13 protein-coding genes, 2 tRNA genes and 1 pseudogene are annotated in these 16,650 nt (G+C 42.6%); all 16 read right to left on the bottom strand.

What is annotated here, in order from left to right:
- Positions 1–75: 75 nt before the first annotated feature.
- Positions 76–615 (bottom strand): hypoxanthine phosphoribosyltransferase, encoded by a 540-nt coding sequence (hpt, locus tag NPA43_RS00420; RefSeq protein WP_249705140.1) that lies wholly within the window; start codon positions 613–615, stop codon positions 76–78.
- Positions 612–2,034, bottom strand: a pseudogene (tilS, locus tag NPA43_RS00415) (tRNA lysidine(34) synthetase TilS). Before tilS ends, hpt begins: the two are co-directional and overlap by 4 nt.
- Before the next feature lie 96 nt (positions 2,035–2,130).
- Positions 2,131–3,141, bottom strand: coding sequence for a protein kinase domain-containing protein (locus tag NPA43_RS00410; RefSeq protein ID WP_099728345.1), 1,011 nt, complete (start codon positions 3,139–3,141; stop codon positions 2,131–2,133).
- Positions 3,125–3,862 carry a vWA domain-containing protein gene (locus NPA43_RS00405; RefSeq protein WP_034325063.1) on the bottom strand — a complete coding sequence of 246 codons (738 nt, stop codon included), beginning with the start codon at positions 3,860–3,862 and terminating at the stop codon, positions 3,125–3,127. Before NPA43_RS00405 ends, NPA43_RS00410 begins: the two co-directional genes overlap by 17 nt.
- Before the next feature lie 77 nt (positions 3,863–3,939).
- The gene (gene spoIIE, locus NPA43_RS00400; RefSeq protein WP_230031699.1) at positions 3,940–6,423 is read right to left on the bottom strand and encodes a stage II sporulation protein E; all 2,484 of its coding nucleotides are present in this window, start codon (positions 6,421–6,423) and stop codon (positions 3,940–3,942) included.
- A gap of 202 nt (positions 6,424–6,625) precedes the next feature.
- A tRNA-Glu gene (locus tag NPA43_RS00395) sits at positions 6,626–6,697 on the bottom strand.
- 25 nt (positions 6,698–6,722) lie between these two features.
- Positions 6,723–6,796 (bottom strand) — tRNA-Met (locus NPA43_RS00390).
- Between the two features lie 176 nt (positions 6,797–6,972).
- Positions 6,973–7,368 (bottom strand): S1 domain-containing RNA-binding protein, encoded by a 396-nt coding sequence (locus NPA43_RS00385; RefSeq protein WP_008357409.1) that lies wholly within the window; start codon positions 7,366–7,368, stop codon positions 6,973–6,975.
- Positions 7,369–7,450: 82 nt separating this feature from the next.
- Positions 7,451–7,825 carry an FtsB family cell division protein gene (locus NPA43_RS00380; protein WP_034324461.1) on the bottom strand — a complete coding sequence of 125 codons (375 nt, stop codon included), beginning with the start codon at positions 7,823–7,825 and terminating at the stop codon, positions 7,451–7,453.
- An 18-nt stretch (positions 7,826–7,843) separates the two neighbouring features.
- Positions 7,844–8,482, bottom strand: coding sequence for a spore cortex biosynthesis protein YabQ (yabQ, locus tag NPA43_RS00375; RefSeq protein ID WP_249705138.1), 639 nt, complete (start codon positions 8,480–8,482; stop codon positions 7,844–7,846).
- Positions 8,479–8,787: a sporulation protein YabP gene (gene yabP, locus NPA43_RS00370; protein ID WP_034665732.1), complete on the bottom strand. Its 309-nt coding sequence runs from the start codon at positions 8,785–8,787 to the stop codon at positions 8,479–8,481. The genes yabQ and yabP overlap by 4 nt, the downstream gene beginning before the upstream one ends.
- 75 nt (positions 8,788–8,862) lie before the next feature.
- Complete coding sequence (locus NPA43_RS00365) at positions 8,863–9,123, bottom strand: RNA-binding S4 domain-containing protein (protein WP_008341839.1); 261 nt, start codon at positions 9,121–9,123, stop codon at positions 8,863–8,865.
- The gene (mazG, locus tag NPA43_RS00360) at positions 9,120–10,604 is read right to left on the bottom strand and encodes a bifunctional methyltransferase/pyrophosphohydrolase YabN (RefSeq protein ID WP_249705137.1); all 1,485 of its coding nucleotides are present in this window, start codon (positions 10,602–10,604) and stop codon (positions 9,120–9,122) included. Before mazG ends, NPA43_RS00365 begins: the two co-directional genes overlap by 4 nt.
- Positions 10,594–12,198: a putative polysaccharide biosynthesis protein gene (locus tag NPA43_RS00355; protein ID WP_249705136.1), complete on the bottom strand. Its 1,605-nt coding sequence runs from the start codon at positions 12,196–12,198 to the stop codon at positions 10,594–10,596. The genes mazG and NPA43_RS00355 overlap by 11 nt, the downstream gene beginning before the upstream one ends.
- A gap of 204 nt (positions 12,199–12,402) precedes the next feature.
- Complete coding sequence (gene spoVT / locus NPA43_RS00350; protein WP_003217990.1) at positions 12,403–12,939, bottom strand: stage V sporulation protein T; 537 nt, start codon at positions 12,937–12,939, stop codon at positions 12,403–12,405.
- Positions 12,940–13,078: 139 nt separating this feature from the next.
- On the bottom strand, positions 13,079–16,612 hold the full coding sequence (gene mfd, locus NPA43_RS00345) for a transcription-repair coupling factor (RefSeq protein WP_099728323.1): 3,534 nt from the start codon (positions 16,610–16,612) through the stop codon (positions 13,079–13,081).
- Between the last annotated feature and the right edge of the window lie 38 nt (positions 16,613–16,650).

The raw sequence follows: 16,650 nt of genomic DNA, 5'->3' as shown, positions 1-16,650 counted from the left end.
AAGCACAACTATGTTCAATAGTATCATAGAAAATCATTCCAATACAACCAATAACCTCATGTATACGTATGCTGATTAGCCTTCGTAAACAGATGGTTTTAACACTCCAATATACGGGAGGTTTCGGTAACGTTCAGCGAAATCCAATCCATAGCCGACAACAAATGCATCTGGCACTTCAAATCCAACATAATCTGCTTTGATGTCTGCTTTGCGACCGCTCGGTTTATCAAGCAATGTCACAATTTTAATGGAGTTTGCTTTACGGTATCGGAAAAGCTCTACCAGATAACTCAAAGTTAACCCACTGTCGATGATATCTTCCATAATTAGAATATCTCTTCCTTCAACAGAAGTATCTAGATCCTTAATGATCTTCACTTCTCCAGAAGATACGGTAGACTTGCCATAGCTAGATACATCCATAAAATCAAGCTCTAAATATGTATCAATGTGTTTGATCAGGTCTGCCATGAATGGAAGAGCCCCTTTCAAAACACCAATAGCCAGGGGAAATTTACCATCATAATCGCTGGTTAATGTTGCACCCAGTTCCTTCACTTTTTTCTGGATCTCTTCTTCTGAGATCAAAATCTTTTCAATATCTTGTTTCATGCTTTTGCTTGCCCCCTACAAATTTTCGTGCTGTCTATATTGTAATACAATGAGATCGCTGTTTGTCATATCAATTTCTTCAAAAACGGATTTTTTCAGACCTGGGATCCAGAGGATTTGATGATCCGAGTCAGTGACGATCGGCCAGCTGTCTCTTTCTGCAAGAGGCACTTTTTTATCAATAAATATATCCTTCACCTTTTTTGATCCATTCATCCCTTTAAGTTTGATTCGATCACCATTTTTTCGTGAGCGAATGATTAAAGGGAGACGAACACGATCTTTTTGAAGCAAGAAAAAATAGTTCCCGTTCCGTGCATCCTTCGGAATATGATTTGATACCACAATAGAATGTCCATTCGGGAGAAAAAGCTCCTCTCCCATCTCAACCTTTAAGTGATGAGCATAGGACTGATCTAATCCAAGCGATCGTTCAAAGGTAAACATACAGTGATCATAAGACTTGACAGCTTGTAAACCCTTTGGCAAATCTAATGATCCAGACGGTTGTTCCGTATGAGATAACCAGTCCAAAGTCCCTAGAATATGCTGATTTGAAAACGCTGATTGAGTGTTTTCATAAAGATAGTTTAATATTAGTTGAATGCCTCTTCTTTGTAAAGGCAAAGGCAGGTCAAGCAAAGGCTTCGTTTTGATATCGATTTTCTTAGGCGTGTGACTGATCATCACTTGGTTCATTTGTTCCTTTGTTAATGCCTGCAAGTATTGCTCATCCTCAGTCAGCATGTCACTTACAAACTGAAAGCTTTCATGTACATGAGGCGCCTCTTCTTTTAACACGGGAAGAATGTGTCTTCTTATCCGGTTTCTCAAGTAGTCATCTGTGTGATTGCTTTGATCAATGACATAGGGAACATGTTCTTTTTCACAAGCTTTTAGCACGTCGTCCTTAGAATATCCAATCAGCGGACGAATCAGCCACCCTTCTTGAAAAGGGCGTTTTGCTTGAATACCTGCGAGTCCTATTCCAACAGTCCCTCTCGTCAGCTTCATCATCATTGTTTCTACTTGGTCGTCTCCATGATGTGCAAGCGCTATAAATTGAGCGTTGTACTGCTCCATCAATTGACGAAAGAAAGCATATCTGCACTCTCTTGCAGCTGCCTGTTTGTTTAAGTGATTTTCTTTTGCATATTGGGTCACCTGTATGCGGGCCGATTCAAAAGCGATCTCTTGCTCCTTGCAGTAAGCCTCAACAAATGCCAAATCAGCAAAGGATTCTTCTCCTCTGAACATGTGATCTACATGGGCTGCAATCAGCTGAAAGGAACCCTTTCGACGCTTGTTTAGTTCATGCAGCAAGAGCATGGAATCCGGTCCGCCGGAAACCCCGACAATGACTGTCGTATTTTCAAGGAAAACATCATGTTTTTTCAAAAAAGATTCAATTCTATTCACAACTGCCTCCTCACAAAGAGCAGGTAATTTAAAGATATACATATCCTATCACTTTCAGTAGCTCCAAGCAAAGAAGAAGCCTGCTTTTTTACAGCTCTACAACAGGAATAAAACCACATATGCACAGTAAAGGGCGAGTACACTGCACACGATGAGAATGGTTTCAAAAAGACCGCCTGACTTTTTACGTACTGACGTTCTTTTTTTTGCCGCAGCAACTCGCGATTGTGAAGTCACCTGTTGATTTTGACTAACAGCAGGCTTTGACCTGTTTTTTTGTGTTTGCTTCTTTTGAGGTGTTTTTCTTGAAGTAAGCAGCTGTCCTTCTTTCAGCATAGCACTTTTCATATCTCCCGCTGATTGGTACTTACCTTGAAGGGCTGCCTTCAACACCCTCTCATATCGCTTTAATAAAGGTTGCCCTTCAATCGCTCGATAAAGCTGCTTTTCTGGTTCTGCCCCTTTTTTGAATTCCTTTTTATACGCACAATTCACCATGACCATACTTAAGGCAAATAAATCATAAGATGGTTCTGCCTTTCTTGTACCGAATCCCCAGTAGCCTCGATCAAAAAACTCGGTATACTCCTTGATTGCCCTACCTACCTTCGTCGTTCCTCCAACGTCGATACATCGAATAGTGGCTGGAGGACCCGAAACGATGAGATTATCCGGCTTCAAGTCCCCAAATATCCAGCCTTCCTTATGTAAATGAGCCAAGTTAGACAAAAGCTGAATCATTAAGACGACGATCCACTCATCACCTTTTTGTTTAACGAACTCGAGCAGCAGCGGGCCTCTGACATACTCCATCACATAAAACGAACGCTTTTGAGACATGCCAGGATAAATAACATCATCCATATCATAAAAAGAAGGCCCCATGGTTTTCACAGGAGCCTTTGAAAAGGATTTTAATACATTGACTTCAGATGCAATAAGCATACTGTCATCACTCACTTTAAGGGCCACTTGCCCGTTTGGCGATTCGGCCAGATAGACAACACCGTTCGCCCCTTTTCCCAGCTCTTTTACAATGCGGTAATGATGGTGGTGCCATTTCCCTTTAATCACCGTGCCTAGCGGAATGTTAGAAGCCGAATTCATCATCATGCTCTTCCTTTGCTTCAAGCAGCCCTTTACGTGAACGAACTGATTTGAAATGCTGGAGTGCTTCTCGGAGTGCTGGTCCAGTCGGAGTAATTCCTCCAGTCGTCAGCTTTGGGAAAATAGATGATAACGAATCGAATCGAGGCGTCCAATTCAACACAATTTCTGCATCTGAGTTTTTCCCGGGAAATACACACATCCCAAACTGATTTTCGCCAATTCTTGAATTTAAACTAATGGAGAGATCGATGAGTGCTTCTTTGACAGTCGGCAGCTTCGGTTTCATGCTTGCACTTGTATCAACAAGCACTAGCACTTGAAGATGAACAGTCTCCCCTAGCTCATCGACAACCTCCATCACTTCTCCACGCTTATCAGGCGGAAGCTCTTCAATTTCTGTATCTTTGCCGAGTATTTGCTGCAATTCTTTATTGACGACACCTTGCAATGTTTGTGTCATTGCCTTTTTTGTGACCATTTGTACCGTTTGAGACAATTGCTGTACGTAGACAACCTGATGGATGCCTCCGCCTGCGAGAGCAATCCCCTCTACTTCTTTCATCGCTTCATGATCGTGTCTGTTTTCTTCCATAATGCCAATGACATTGACTGTAATCCCCTGTTCCTTTGCCAATGAGGCAATCGCAAGTGGATCTTCCCCGTGATTTGAGCAGCCATCTGTAATCAATAAGATTTGGTTTACGTGACCTTTTCGCATCTTCATTCCTCCTGGGATTGTAACTGAATGCTTATATCCCCCATCATCGCCAGAAGAAATTCATATTATACGATATTTTAAGAAATCTCTTGTTTCTCAAGATAGAATGTACCAGTCGGAATGGATGCCCATTTTGGCGTGTTGTGATCGAGCCTAATGACAACAACCGTCATATCGTCGTCAATTTGACCCGCTCTTGTTCGAATGACCTCTTCCATTAATAAATCAGCAATCTCTTGCGGATCTTCTGTTTCAAAGCTTTTCATTTTCCGCTTCACCCATAGATCATGATTTTCAATATGCTTTGGTCCTTCAAAAATGCCATCGCTCATCATAATGAGCAGATCTCCTGCCTTCATCTGTTCGCTCACAACTTCCACTTCGAACTCATCAATAATCCCAATCGGCAAGTTACTAGCTTGTACCTTCATCACCTGATCACCCCGTTTAATAAAGCTAGGGGTTGAACCAATCTTTAGGAACTTACAGCTCGCATCCTGTAAATCAATGATTGATAAATCTAATGTTGAGTAGATTTCATCAGTCGTCCGTAAAGATAAAATACTATTAATGGTCTTGATCGCCACTTTTTCATTGATACCAGACGCCAATATTTTTTCTAACAGCTTAATCGTTTCATTGCTTTCAAAATGAGCCCTTGCTCCATTTCCCATCCCATCACTAATTGCTGCGGCATATTTACCCGCTCCCAGCTCCATCATGCTGTAGCTGTCTCCAGATACTAAGCCTCCGCCCTTCGCTGCATGCGCTACACCTGTAGTGACTCGATACGATTTTGCAGAACCAAACACAACATGACAATAGCCTGTTGGATGCTCTGCGCACTGCTCTGCTTTTACTAAAATCTGTTCTTCTAAAATATCTGAGAGCATTGGAGCGATGATTTTTTCACATTCCCCATGACCTTGGCAATATGGAATTCGCATTTCTATATCGACATTCCCCTGCTCCAAGCTATAGATTTCTACTTGCTGAATTTCAATTCCAAAGTGCTGAAGCGCTTCTATCATCTGCTCTTCCTGAATAAAATGCTGTTCTCTTTCCCTTTTTATTTCCCGGGAAAAATCCTCCATCACTTGTGAGACACCCATCAGCTGTTCTGCCACAAGGCGCCTGCTGTCTTGGACCTTTTTCTTAAGTGTCTGATTTGCTTTGTAGTAAGCGATCTCCTCTTCGATCAATTCCTCGACATGTTTTGATTTTGAGCAGTGCTGGCTAAATTTCTTTTTCAATTTCCGGTTATGCTCATACGTTTTTTCATCAGATTCATGCATAACTTGTTTCATCAGTTCATAGGTTGTATCAAAGTTCTGCACCCAGCATTTATTTTTCTTATAGCACGTTTGACAGGATCGTTCTGTGATCGTACTTAAAAAAAGATCTACATCCTCTTCCTGCTTCTTCTCTTCAGGAATGGAATCATAAAATGTTGCAAAACTCTCAGACAGCGCATGAAATACATTCGAGAATTGATCTACTTTTTTTGCTGTCACATCTCGTACTTTCCGGGCATATTGCTGCTGTTCCTGTACATGCTCTACCGTACCAGGGATATATTTCGCCACCTTAGAGGTCACTGATTGTGGCGTGAGCAGAAACAGTGCAACAGCAATGAGTGATTCATATAGCGTGGTCACGAGACCTGCTGATCCTTCCCCGTACAGTGAAATGAGCAAGGAACCCACAATTAAACCGATGGCTGCTCCTGCTTTCTTTCCCTCTTTGAGCAACCCGCCTAATAAGCCTGAAAAGGCAAGAAGACTCATCTGATACAGGTTTCCAATGTTGGCGAGACCGAGAATTAAACCTGTCACGACACCAACCGTACACCCAATACTAGCTCCGCCAATAAAGGCAAAGGTAAGCACTACATAACGCGACAAAATATGCTCCGCCTGCATTCCTTGAAAGGAAATGCCCGCTAAGCCTGTTAAAACCGAAGCAATTAAAATCATAAAACATATGATTTCTTCGACCTTTAAGGAGTGTTTGATTTTCCTGACTGTAAAAATGGGTAGACTTTGAAGAAAAATCAATGTCAATATGAAGGCAAGTCCTGCTTCAACGCCTGCCATGACGTAATCGTAGCTTTGCACAGCGCCTTGCTCTAGGTAAACAAAAGCCCCTCGGGTGATCAGCATCGAAAGAACAATCACAACCGGCAATGTTTTCACTGGATCTTTGATGATGAAAGAAACAACTTTTGACATGAGGAGAAACACGATCAATGACGCAAATACAAATAATGCATTTTGAGGTGATATGGTCATCGCCCCAGCGAGTAAAGCAAGACAAGCGAGCATCGCCTTATCTCTTTTAATGAGCAGCATGGAACCAAAGAAAGGCAAAGCAAACGGCATAATCTCAGATAAAATAAAGGCTCGTCCTAATAAAAAGCCGAGAACAACATAAATAAACCCTTTATAGAAAAAAAGAGAATGCGTATGATGAAGAAACAGATTTTTCATCTTTTTCAAACCTGCACTGATTCTTTCAAAGCCCGCTCCTGTTAAATCAGTTCTTCTTTCTAGTTTTTCCATCTTCTCATCCCCCACCTGATATTCTTTGTTTGTCATTATAGCGAAGGTGAAAAAGAAATTTTGTCAAAAGAAGTTGTCGTTTCCATAAAACGTTCGACTCTTTATTCGTCAAAGAGGCATACTTTCATGAAAGTCGATGTCTTTCATCAGAATTTTACGAAAGCACAAAAAACAGCTTTCCTATAGAAAGCTGCTCGAAAGATGACCCGTACGGGATTCGAACCCGTGTTACCGCCGTGAAAGGGCGGTGTCTTAACCGCTTGACCAACGGGCCTTGCTTAATGTTCTACTTAAAAGGATAGCGGCGGAGGGGATCGAACCCCCGACCTCACGGGTATGAACCGTACGCTCTAGCCAGCTGAGCTACACCGCCATAATGAAAATACGCTAAGAAGCACAAGAACTATAATACAAAGGATTCGCTTGTCCGTCAATAGAAAGTTTTAAATTAAATAACGAAATCACAAAAAATGTCGAGTTTATAAAGAAAAAAAGCACCCGCTGAACAGCAGGTGCTTTGTTATAAAATATATAGAAAGCAGCAACAAGTTAACCTCTTCTTGCTCCGCGCCCCCCACGTTTTGATTCCGTGTTACGTTTTAAAGATGTTAAGCGGTCTTCGCTATCTTTTAAGAATTTGTTCATTTTTTGCTCAAACGATTCCTTCGGACGGAAATCATTTCTGCTCGGTCTTGATTGTTGTTGAGGACGATCTTTTGCTTTTTTAATGGACAAGCCGATTTTACCGTCTTTTTCAACGTTAATCACTTTCACTTCAACTTGTTCACCGACTTTTAAATGCTCATTAATATCTTTTACATAGTTATCGGCTACCTCACTGATATGAACGAGACCAGTTGAACCTCCTGGCAACTCCACAAAAGCTCCAAAATTTGTAATGCCCGTAACTTTCCCTTGTAACTTGCTGCCAACTTCAATCGACATAAAAAAAGTGCTCCTCCTTAGACTTATCAAAAAATCTCATTTGTTCAATTATACATAAACTGAATTTTAAGTGTCAACAAGGCTAATCGCTCTTATTGCCCACATCAAAGATTTTTTCGCCTTTTTTGGACATATAATAGTCCCGTCGTGCCAGTTCGAGTACGTATTCCTTGCTTTTGAGCTTCTTGATCTCATCAGAAATATCTTCCTGCTTTGTTTGTAATTGCTTCAATTCTTTTTCGAGCGCAACCTTTTTCTCTTCTTTTTCTTTTAATGCGGACGATTGCGACCAGAGGGCACTTGTCACCAAAACAGCAAACATGAGCGCGATCACACCAAACACGGTAAGCCTTCTAAGGAGTCCACGGCGTTTGCGTTTTAAGCGCTGAGCTTGCTGTTCCATTTGTTTTTGGTAATCATTTTGAATTTGTGCGATATTTCTTTTTCTCTTGTTCAAGAATGAAGGCCTCCTCTCTTACTTTGTCCAGAATTGTTTCCATTTCGTTTTGATGGTACGAGATAATTTCTTGGTCCCTTGTAAAATTCCTGCTCCTTTTGAGAAAAACAATCTAACGGATGTTCGCCATTTTTCGGGAATCCGATGAATAATGGTCACATTGAGTAACCAGATGAGCGGATAACAAACAATTGATAGCACCTTCCACACGAGCCGAAACGTAAAACGAACAAGACGTAAGAGCGAGTGGAATAAGAACAGTATAGCACTTATGATCAATGTGACAATCCAACGAATCGGCTGGAAGACGATCGACAAGACCAGCCTTTTAAGAACTAGAACGGACTGATAAATACACATCATGATAAACTTGAGAATGTTGATATACAGCTGCTTCATCAATGCCTGATACATCGAGAAACCTAGTGCAACGGCCAGAAAAATATAGAGCCTGAATTCCCCCTCATTTGTTAACAGCAGCACATAAAAGAATAAAAGACCTTGCACCATCCAAAAAAGAAGATCGTGTATGATCAGAAGCCATTTTGCTGTTTTCTCCCGGTTCACAAACAGCTTGTACGTATCAAGCGATGCGCCCAGCCAGATGCCCATCGCCGCCATCGAAAGCATCGTATAAAACTGGACTGTCAGCGTCATTTAAACAGCTTGCTAAAAAATCCTTTAGCTTTCTCCCCGTGCTGCTCATCTACATAGATTAAGTCAAAAACACGCCCTTTGATGGACACAACGCCTTTTTCTACGTCTAAGTTTTTCATTTGCAGATTTTCTCCGCGGATGGCCAGAATTCCCATGACCGTCTCAAGCAGAAATTCTTCATTATCAAAGCTTTCCACCTGTTTGACGCCGGTAATATCTAAATGCTTTCTGTTTCGCATTGTGACATTGTGCTCCGCTTCTGATGACAGCTTCGTGCCTTGAGGTTGATTATAATATTGATTCATTTTATACATCCCCCATATCTCATACTTGCATTGTTACTGCATTGTATGTGACAGGAGGGTCATTTAGAACAAGCCCTATTCTGCTGTTTTTTCTTCTTTTAGCACGGTATACATGCCAGCCGCTTCTTCTTTTTTCGTCGTGTCCTTTAACTCGTTGACTTGAACGGTCACAAGTTTTTGACCAAAGCGGATTTGAAGCTCGTCTCCTTCTTTTACGTCAGAGCTTGCTTTCGCCTGCGTTCCATTAATGGAAATTCTGCCTTGATCGGCTACTTCTTTTGCCAATGTTCTTCTTTTAATTAATCGAGAAACTTTTAAAAATTTATCTAGTCTCATATGTGTTCACCTCTTTCTATGCGTTTGGCATCGTTCCACAGATCGTCCATTTCCTCTAGCGTCAGATCCTCTAGTGAACGTCCCATGTCCTTTGCTTTTTGTTCGATGTGCTGAAAGCGACGCATGAATTTTGTGTTTGCGGAAGAGAGGGCCGTTTCAGGCTCCAGATGATAGAACCTGCCAATATTAACAAGAACAAACAAAAGATCCCCAAATTCATCTTTCATATGCTTCGTTGCACCTTCGCCCGTTTTCTCTGCCACTTCAACGAGGAATTCCTGCTTTTCTTCTTCGTATTTGTTCCAAATATCTTCTACTTCTGTCCAATCGAAGCCCACCTTAGCGGCTTTCTTTTGGAGCTTATATGCCTTTGTTAAAGCTGGAAGTGTCGTTGGGATGGACTGCAATATAGATGCTGGCCGCTCCGGCTTCTCCTGCTGCTTGATTTTTTCCCAGTTGGCCACCACGTCTGATGCCTCAGAGACACTCGTATCACCAAACACATGTGGATGTCGACGAATCATTTTTTCTGTAACATGCTGGATGACGTCATCGATTGAGAAATAGCCATCATCTTCACCAATTTGAGCGTGAAGTAAAACTTGCAGCAGCACATCTCCGAGCTCTTCCACCATATGATCTGGGTCGTCTTCATCTATAGCTTCAAGCAGTTCATAGCACTCTTCAATTAAGTACGGTTTGAGTGACTCATTGGTTTGTTTTTGATCCCACGGGCAGCCGCCTGGACCTCTTAACGTACGAATGATATCACGGAAAGTGTCAAATTGTTGATAGAGCAGCTTTTCATCTTGAATTGGAGGTACATAAACACTCGTTAAGTTATTTATCGACACATCTCGATCAAGTTCAAATAAAGGAACAGCTGTCATCTGTTCCTGACTGCTCCCAGCCGCGGTCACAATATAGACTTCATAGTCGTCAGGCAGCTTCTCCATCAGCGTAAGCTTCACATTCGAAGCTGTCATCTGATCATACACCTGACAAATCAAAACATGCTGGGTTAATTTCAAATCATCCGCTCTCATATCCCCTGCATCAACGAATTGCAGCCCTTCAATCGGGTCAATCTGCAAGGAATTAAAGGTCGCATCAAGAAAGCTTTGTCCACCAGCAACGTACACCTCAATCCCGCGCTCTTTCTGCTGGGCGACAAGCAGCTGCACGGTCTTTTCTGCTACAAATGGATGTCCTGGCACTGCATACACAATATCTTTCTCTGCAGCCTCTGCGAATAGAATTTCTGTAATTTCCTGATACACCGAATCAAACTGATCGTGCTTTTCATAAATCTCATCAAAAAAGGTCAGAGACGGGATCTCCTGCATCAATTCTGCGGTAAGCGGATGATCCTGCGTTCTCATAAATACTTCTGTCGCCTGCTTCAGTTGCTTATATACACCAAGCGTCAGCTGATCCATGTCGCCTGCCCCAAGACCGACGACTGTAATCTTACCTGTCATTTCTATTCCCTCTCATCTGTTTAAAATATAAAATCTTTTCTCCTAATGGAATGAGTCTCCATTCCTCGTCCGTAAATACTTCTAGCTTAAGAATACTATATAAAAAGGCGAAACCACCAATAAAAACTGACGTCAGGCTCTCTAAAACGGAAAACGGGCGTTTTTCAAAGGGAATGACCCAAGAAAACAAAGCCTGATACCCTATTAAGACGATGGCCATGAGAGCCGCTGATAAAAGAATTTTTACTGGGAAAAGCTCTCTCATTGAAATCCATCCTTTACGCTTTAAGTAAACCGCATTGAGCACGGCTGCGGCGAGAAAACCAGATACGGTTGACCATGCGGCACCGTGGATGCCAAATAACGGCACAAGCGCAAGCGTCAGCATCCATTTCACGAGCACACTGAGGATCACCACAATAGCCGGATACACGGGATGCCCAAGCCCCTGAAGTAAAGCGGTTTGCGTAATGGCAATCGACGTAAATGCGATCGATATACAGAATATTTGCAGCGCATCTGTGCCTAGGTCATTACGAAAAAGCATTGTATTCACTGACGATAGAATACAAATCAGCCCGACCGCTGAACCAATCCCTAGCACAGACGTTGTCTTAAACGATGTACGGACTTTTTGCCGAATCGCTTCGTGATGCCCTTTCCTCATGGCTGACGATAAAAATGGAACAAGAGAGGTTCCGATACTAATCGCAAACACCGTCCCTAGCTGCAAGAAAGGCTGCCCTCGGTCATACACGCCTTTTGCCGCCTTTGCTGCCGCTTCACTCAAGCCCTCGCTGCGAAGCAAAGCATACAGGTGAAAGGCATCAATCATTTGCATCCATAAAATAAGCAACCCGCTTACACAAATCGTCAATGTATACAGGACTAAACTCTTCAAAACATCTTTTTTCCGCAGAGTCGCCTGGTGTAACGCACTGCTTAATGGCGACTGCCTCCGATAGGTCAGCCAAAGAAAAAGAAGCAGGACGAGTGAGGCCGCACTTCCCGCTATAGAGGAGAACACTGCACCCGCTCCTGTTTCATAAAGCGAATAGCCGTGCCTCACGAAATAAAAGGATAAAACAAGCAGGACGCCTACCCTGACGAGCTGCTCAACCAACTGAGAAATAGCGGTTGGGAGCATCATGCCGTCACTCTGAAAAACACCCCTCAGCATTACGGTGAGCGGCAGAAATAGAAAAACAAATGCACTCATCTGGATGAGCAAGATTAAATGGCTGTCCGCCATGAGGTTCGCTATCCTGCCTGCTCCTATGTATAGACAAAGAAATAAGACCAAGCTCAGTAAAGTGATATACATCAACGATACCCTTGTAATGATTCGTCGATTCTCTTCCCCATGCTCACTCAGGAGCTTGGACACCATGACAGGAAACCCTGTTGTCCCAAGCATGATGGCAATGCCCAGAAAAGGATAAACCTGCTGATAAATATAAAAACCTGTGTCTCCTACGATGTTTTGAAAAGGGACACGATAAACGGCACTTAGTACCTTTGATAGCAAGCCTGCGATGGTCAAAATCACCGCACCTTGGAAAAGCCAATGCGGCTGATTCACAGCATTTTTCATGGATGACTCCTTTATGTTCAATCAAAAAATAGATCTACATTTAAACGCACTCATTATATCATACGTTACTGAAACACCGTTTCTTTCTAAGGAGTAGACGACACATTACCCGTTTTGTTTCATTCCATATAAAAAACGCCGATAAAATCAAATGATTTCATCGGCATTCTTTCGTTTGATCAAAATGATATAGAATTATTAGACCTAATGTTCCATTTGACGGGCTAAGAAGCCAGCTGCCGTTTCTGCCGCTTTATGCTCCACTTCTCCCATTGAACGCTCTTTAGAAAATAAGACCACGGCGCCAATTGGGTCTCCGTTTGCAACAATAGGTGCAATGGTATAAGCAGATACGTCATCATCAATACCATCGACTAGTTGGATTTCTTTCTTGCTTTCTTCTAACACAGAATTACGCTGATCCATTGTTCGTTCAAGTAAATCACTGATGGATTTGTTTAAATACTCTTTTTTCGAACTGCCGGATACAGCAATATACGTATCACGATCACAGATCAGGATGGAATGACCCAAACTATCGAATAATGCATCAGCATATTCCTTCGCAAAGTCCCCTAGCTCACTAATCGGTGAATACTTCTTCAAAATCACTTCTCCATCGCGGTCGACAAAAATCTCAAGCGGATCTCCTTCCCGGATACGCAATGTTCTGCGAATCTCCTTCGGAATAACCACTCTACCTAAATCATCGATACGGCGTACAATTCCAGTTGCTTTCATTCACTGCTGCCTCTCTTTCGTTTGATGATGTATTGGGTGAATGGAACAAAAGCGTCCACTTTATGCAACATTCACCACTTGACCCTGAGTTTAGTATCCGTCACATCAAACGTAATATACACGAGAGACAAACAAAATTTTATGAAGATGGAATGGTTTCTTTTTTCACACTTTGAAGGCCTCGAAGCATGCTAAGAACGATCTCAAGCCATTCCCCGGTCTTCTTCCCTTTCGTCTGGACAGAAATAATCAGCTTGCTGCCTTCCATTCCTAAGCCAATGTCACGTCCATATTTACTGCCAAGCTCAAATAATTTTTGACCGTCGATTTCACTGCTTTCTTTCTCATCTAGGGTGAGTCTGACAATGCCTTTCTCCATCTTGATCAGCTCGACACGTTCCTGCACAGCGTACACCTTCATCGTCGCAATCGTGAACAAATCAGCCACTTCTTGCGGATATTCACCGAATCGGTCAATCATTTCATCCTGAAGCTCTTTTCGCTCTTCAATCGATCCAATGGCTCTAAACTGTTTATACATCTCGATCTTTTGCTTGCCATCAGAAATATATGTGTCAGGGATGTAGGCATCAATTTGCAGATCGATTTCCGGCTCAAATTTTTCTTGAGCTGTCGTGTCGCCTCTTCTTTCTTCAATCGCTTCTTTCAGCATTTGAGAATACAGATCGAATCCAACAGAATCAATGAATCCATGCTGCTGTGCACCAAGTAAATTCCCTGCTCCTCGAATCGTTAAATCACGCATCGCAATTTTAAAACCTGATCCGAGCTCTGTGAATTCTTTAATGGCCTGAAGTCTTTTCTCCGCTACTTCAGAAAGAACTTTGTCTTTTCGATAAGTGAAATAAGCATAAGCAACTCGATTCGAGCGGCCGACTCGTCCTCTTAACTGGTACAGCTGAGAAAGCCCCATTTTATCAGCATCGTGTACAATGAGCGTGTTCACATTTGGAATGTCGACGCCCGTTTCAATAATGGTTGTACTGACCAATACATCTGATTCGCCTTCAAGAAAATTGATCATGACCGATTCCAGCTCGTTCTCACTCATTTTCCCATGCGCATAGCTGACTTTCGCGTCTGGGACAAGCATCGAGATTTCATCTGCTTTCCGTTCAATATCCTCAACACGATTGTAAAGGAAGTACACTTGGCCGCCTCGAGCTAGTTCTCGCTCGATCGCTTCTCTGACTAAAGCACCATTGTACTCTACAACATAGGTTTGAACAGGGAAACGGTTTTCAGGCGGTGTTTCAATAACGGATAAGTCTCGTACACCAAGCATCGACATATGAAGCGTTCGTGGGATTGGCGTTGCCGTTAATGTCAGTACATCGATATTGGCTTTCATCTGCTTTATTTTCTCTTTATGCGTGACGCCAAAACGCTGTTCCTCGTCAATGATCAACAGTCCTAAATCCTTGTAAACAATGTCTTTTGAAAGAAGTCGGTGTGTCCCGATGACCATATCAATGGTTCCGTTCTTCAGCCCTTTTAACGTTTCTGTTGTTTCTTTCCGCGTACGGAAACGGCTAAGCTGAGCGATTTTGATAGGGTAGTCCTGGAATCGGTCCATAATCGTGTCAAAATGCTGCTGTGCTAAGATCGTTGTCGGTACAAGCAGTGCAACCTGCTTCCCGTCAGCAATAGCTTTAAAGGCCGCACGAATGGCCACCTCTGTTTTTCCATATCCCACATCTCCACAAAGCAGGCGATCCATCGGACGTTCTCGCTCCATGTCTTGTTTGATTTCGTGAATAGAACGAATTTGGTCGTCTGTTTCCTGGTAAGGGAACGCAGATTCAAACTGGCTCTGCATCTCATGATCAGGCGAGAAGGCATACCCTTTGCTTGCCTCACGTTCTGCATACAGCTTAATGAGATCATCTGCAATATCCTGAACAGAAGATTCTACTTTTTTCTTCACGCGTTTCCAGTCACTGCCGCCTAGTTTGTACAGCTTTGGTTCTTTTCCTTCTGATCCTACGTATTTCTGCACCTGATCAATTTGTTCAACCGGTACATAAAGCTTGTCGCTTCCTTGATAATGAATATTTAAATAATCTTTATGAATGCCGCCGATCTCAAGCGTTTCGATTCCTAAATACTTACCGATCCCGTGGTTAATGTGCACCACATAGTCGCCGACTTGAAGCTCTGAATAGCTCTTAATTCGCTCAGCGTTGGTCAGCTTTTGCTTACGCGCCTGCTTCTTCACACGTTTCTTGAAGAGCTCACCTTCAGTGATCACTGCAATTTTTGATAATGGCAGTTCAAAGCCTGTTTGCAGCTCACCTTGTAAAATGTACACTTGCCCGCTTACAAGCTCAGCGTCCGGTTTAGCGAGAGCAGCTTCAATGTCATAATCATGTAAGACAGACGACAGCTTCTCTGTTCGCTCTTCATCCGCACCTAAAAAGACAACCGTGTAATGTTGTTTTTTGTAGCGTTCAATTTCACTCGCAAGTACATTCATCTGCCCATGGAAATTCTGCATTTGCTTACTAGATACATTGACGATATTTTGCGGATTTGTCTGCTGGACATGTCTCAAGAACAAGGAATAGTACAGAATGGATCTCGATTGCTGATTGATTAGCTCTTGGAATGGGAAGGAAAGAGATAAATCATGAAGAATATTGCCTTCTTCAAGCAGACTAATCGTCCAATCAGCTTCTTCCTTTTCAAGCTGCTCTTCCATCTCCTGAATTCTGCTAATTTCATCTAGAATGATAATCGTATCCTGCGATGTGTAATCTAGCAAACTAGCAGGCTTTTCATAGAAATAGGACAGGTACTTCGTCATTTCCTGTGTGACGATGCCTTCTAGCAGCTTCTCTCGATCAGCAGAAATATTCTGATGCAGCAGCTCTTTTTGTTGATCAGAGTTGAATTTCTTTAAGCTCTTCGCAAGTCCTTGGTCAAGCTGTTCTATCGCTCTCACGCGTTCAGAACCTCTCACAATCAGCTCTATTGCCGGGCCAATCTTGATCTCTTGAAGCGTTTCTAGTGAACGCTGAGTATCAGAATGGAAGGTCCGAATTGAGTCAACTTCTGTATCAAACAATTCAATACGAATAGGATGATCTTCCGTTAACGCATAAATGTCGATGATCCCTCCGCGCACACTAAAATCTCCGGGCGCAGCAACCATAGACGTCCGGTCATAACCGATTTGCACGAGTTGTTTTGAAAACGCCTCCAAATCAATTTCTTCACCGAGCTTTAAATGGATCTGACTCTCCTTCCAGAGCTCGACTGGCGGAAGCATTCTGCGCACCGCAGCTGCCGGGGTTACGATAATGGGGTTTTCTCCATTAGCAAGTCGATTCAGGACATCTAGACGCTGTGCTCTAAGCTCAGGGCTGGCAACTGCGATCTCTGATGCAATGAGTTCATTTACAGGATAAAGAAGGACCGAGCGATCCGAGATCACACTTGCTAGATCATCTGTTACCTTCTGCGCTTGATACAAATTGTGGGTCACAATAAACATCGGCCGCTTTAGCTCGTCTGATATGGCGGCTGTAAATAAAGATCTGACGGAGCCTGATAGTCCGGCGAGCAGCTGTTCTTTTAACCCTTCTTTTAGTCCATTAAAAATGGACTGAAAATCATCACTTTGTTTGATAAATGATTGTATGTTTTTCATTTGGCTCCTCCTCCCTGCTTGTTTAAAACAGAAAAACG

The organism is Bacillus pumilus (assembly GCF_024498355.1).
Classification (GTDB): domain Bacteria; phylum Bacillota; class Bacilli; order Bacillales; family Bacillaceae; genus Bacillus; species Bacillus pumilus_P.
Note: the sequence above shows the minus strand (reverse complement) of the source record. Positions and strands in the feature narration are given on the sequence as shown.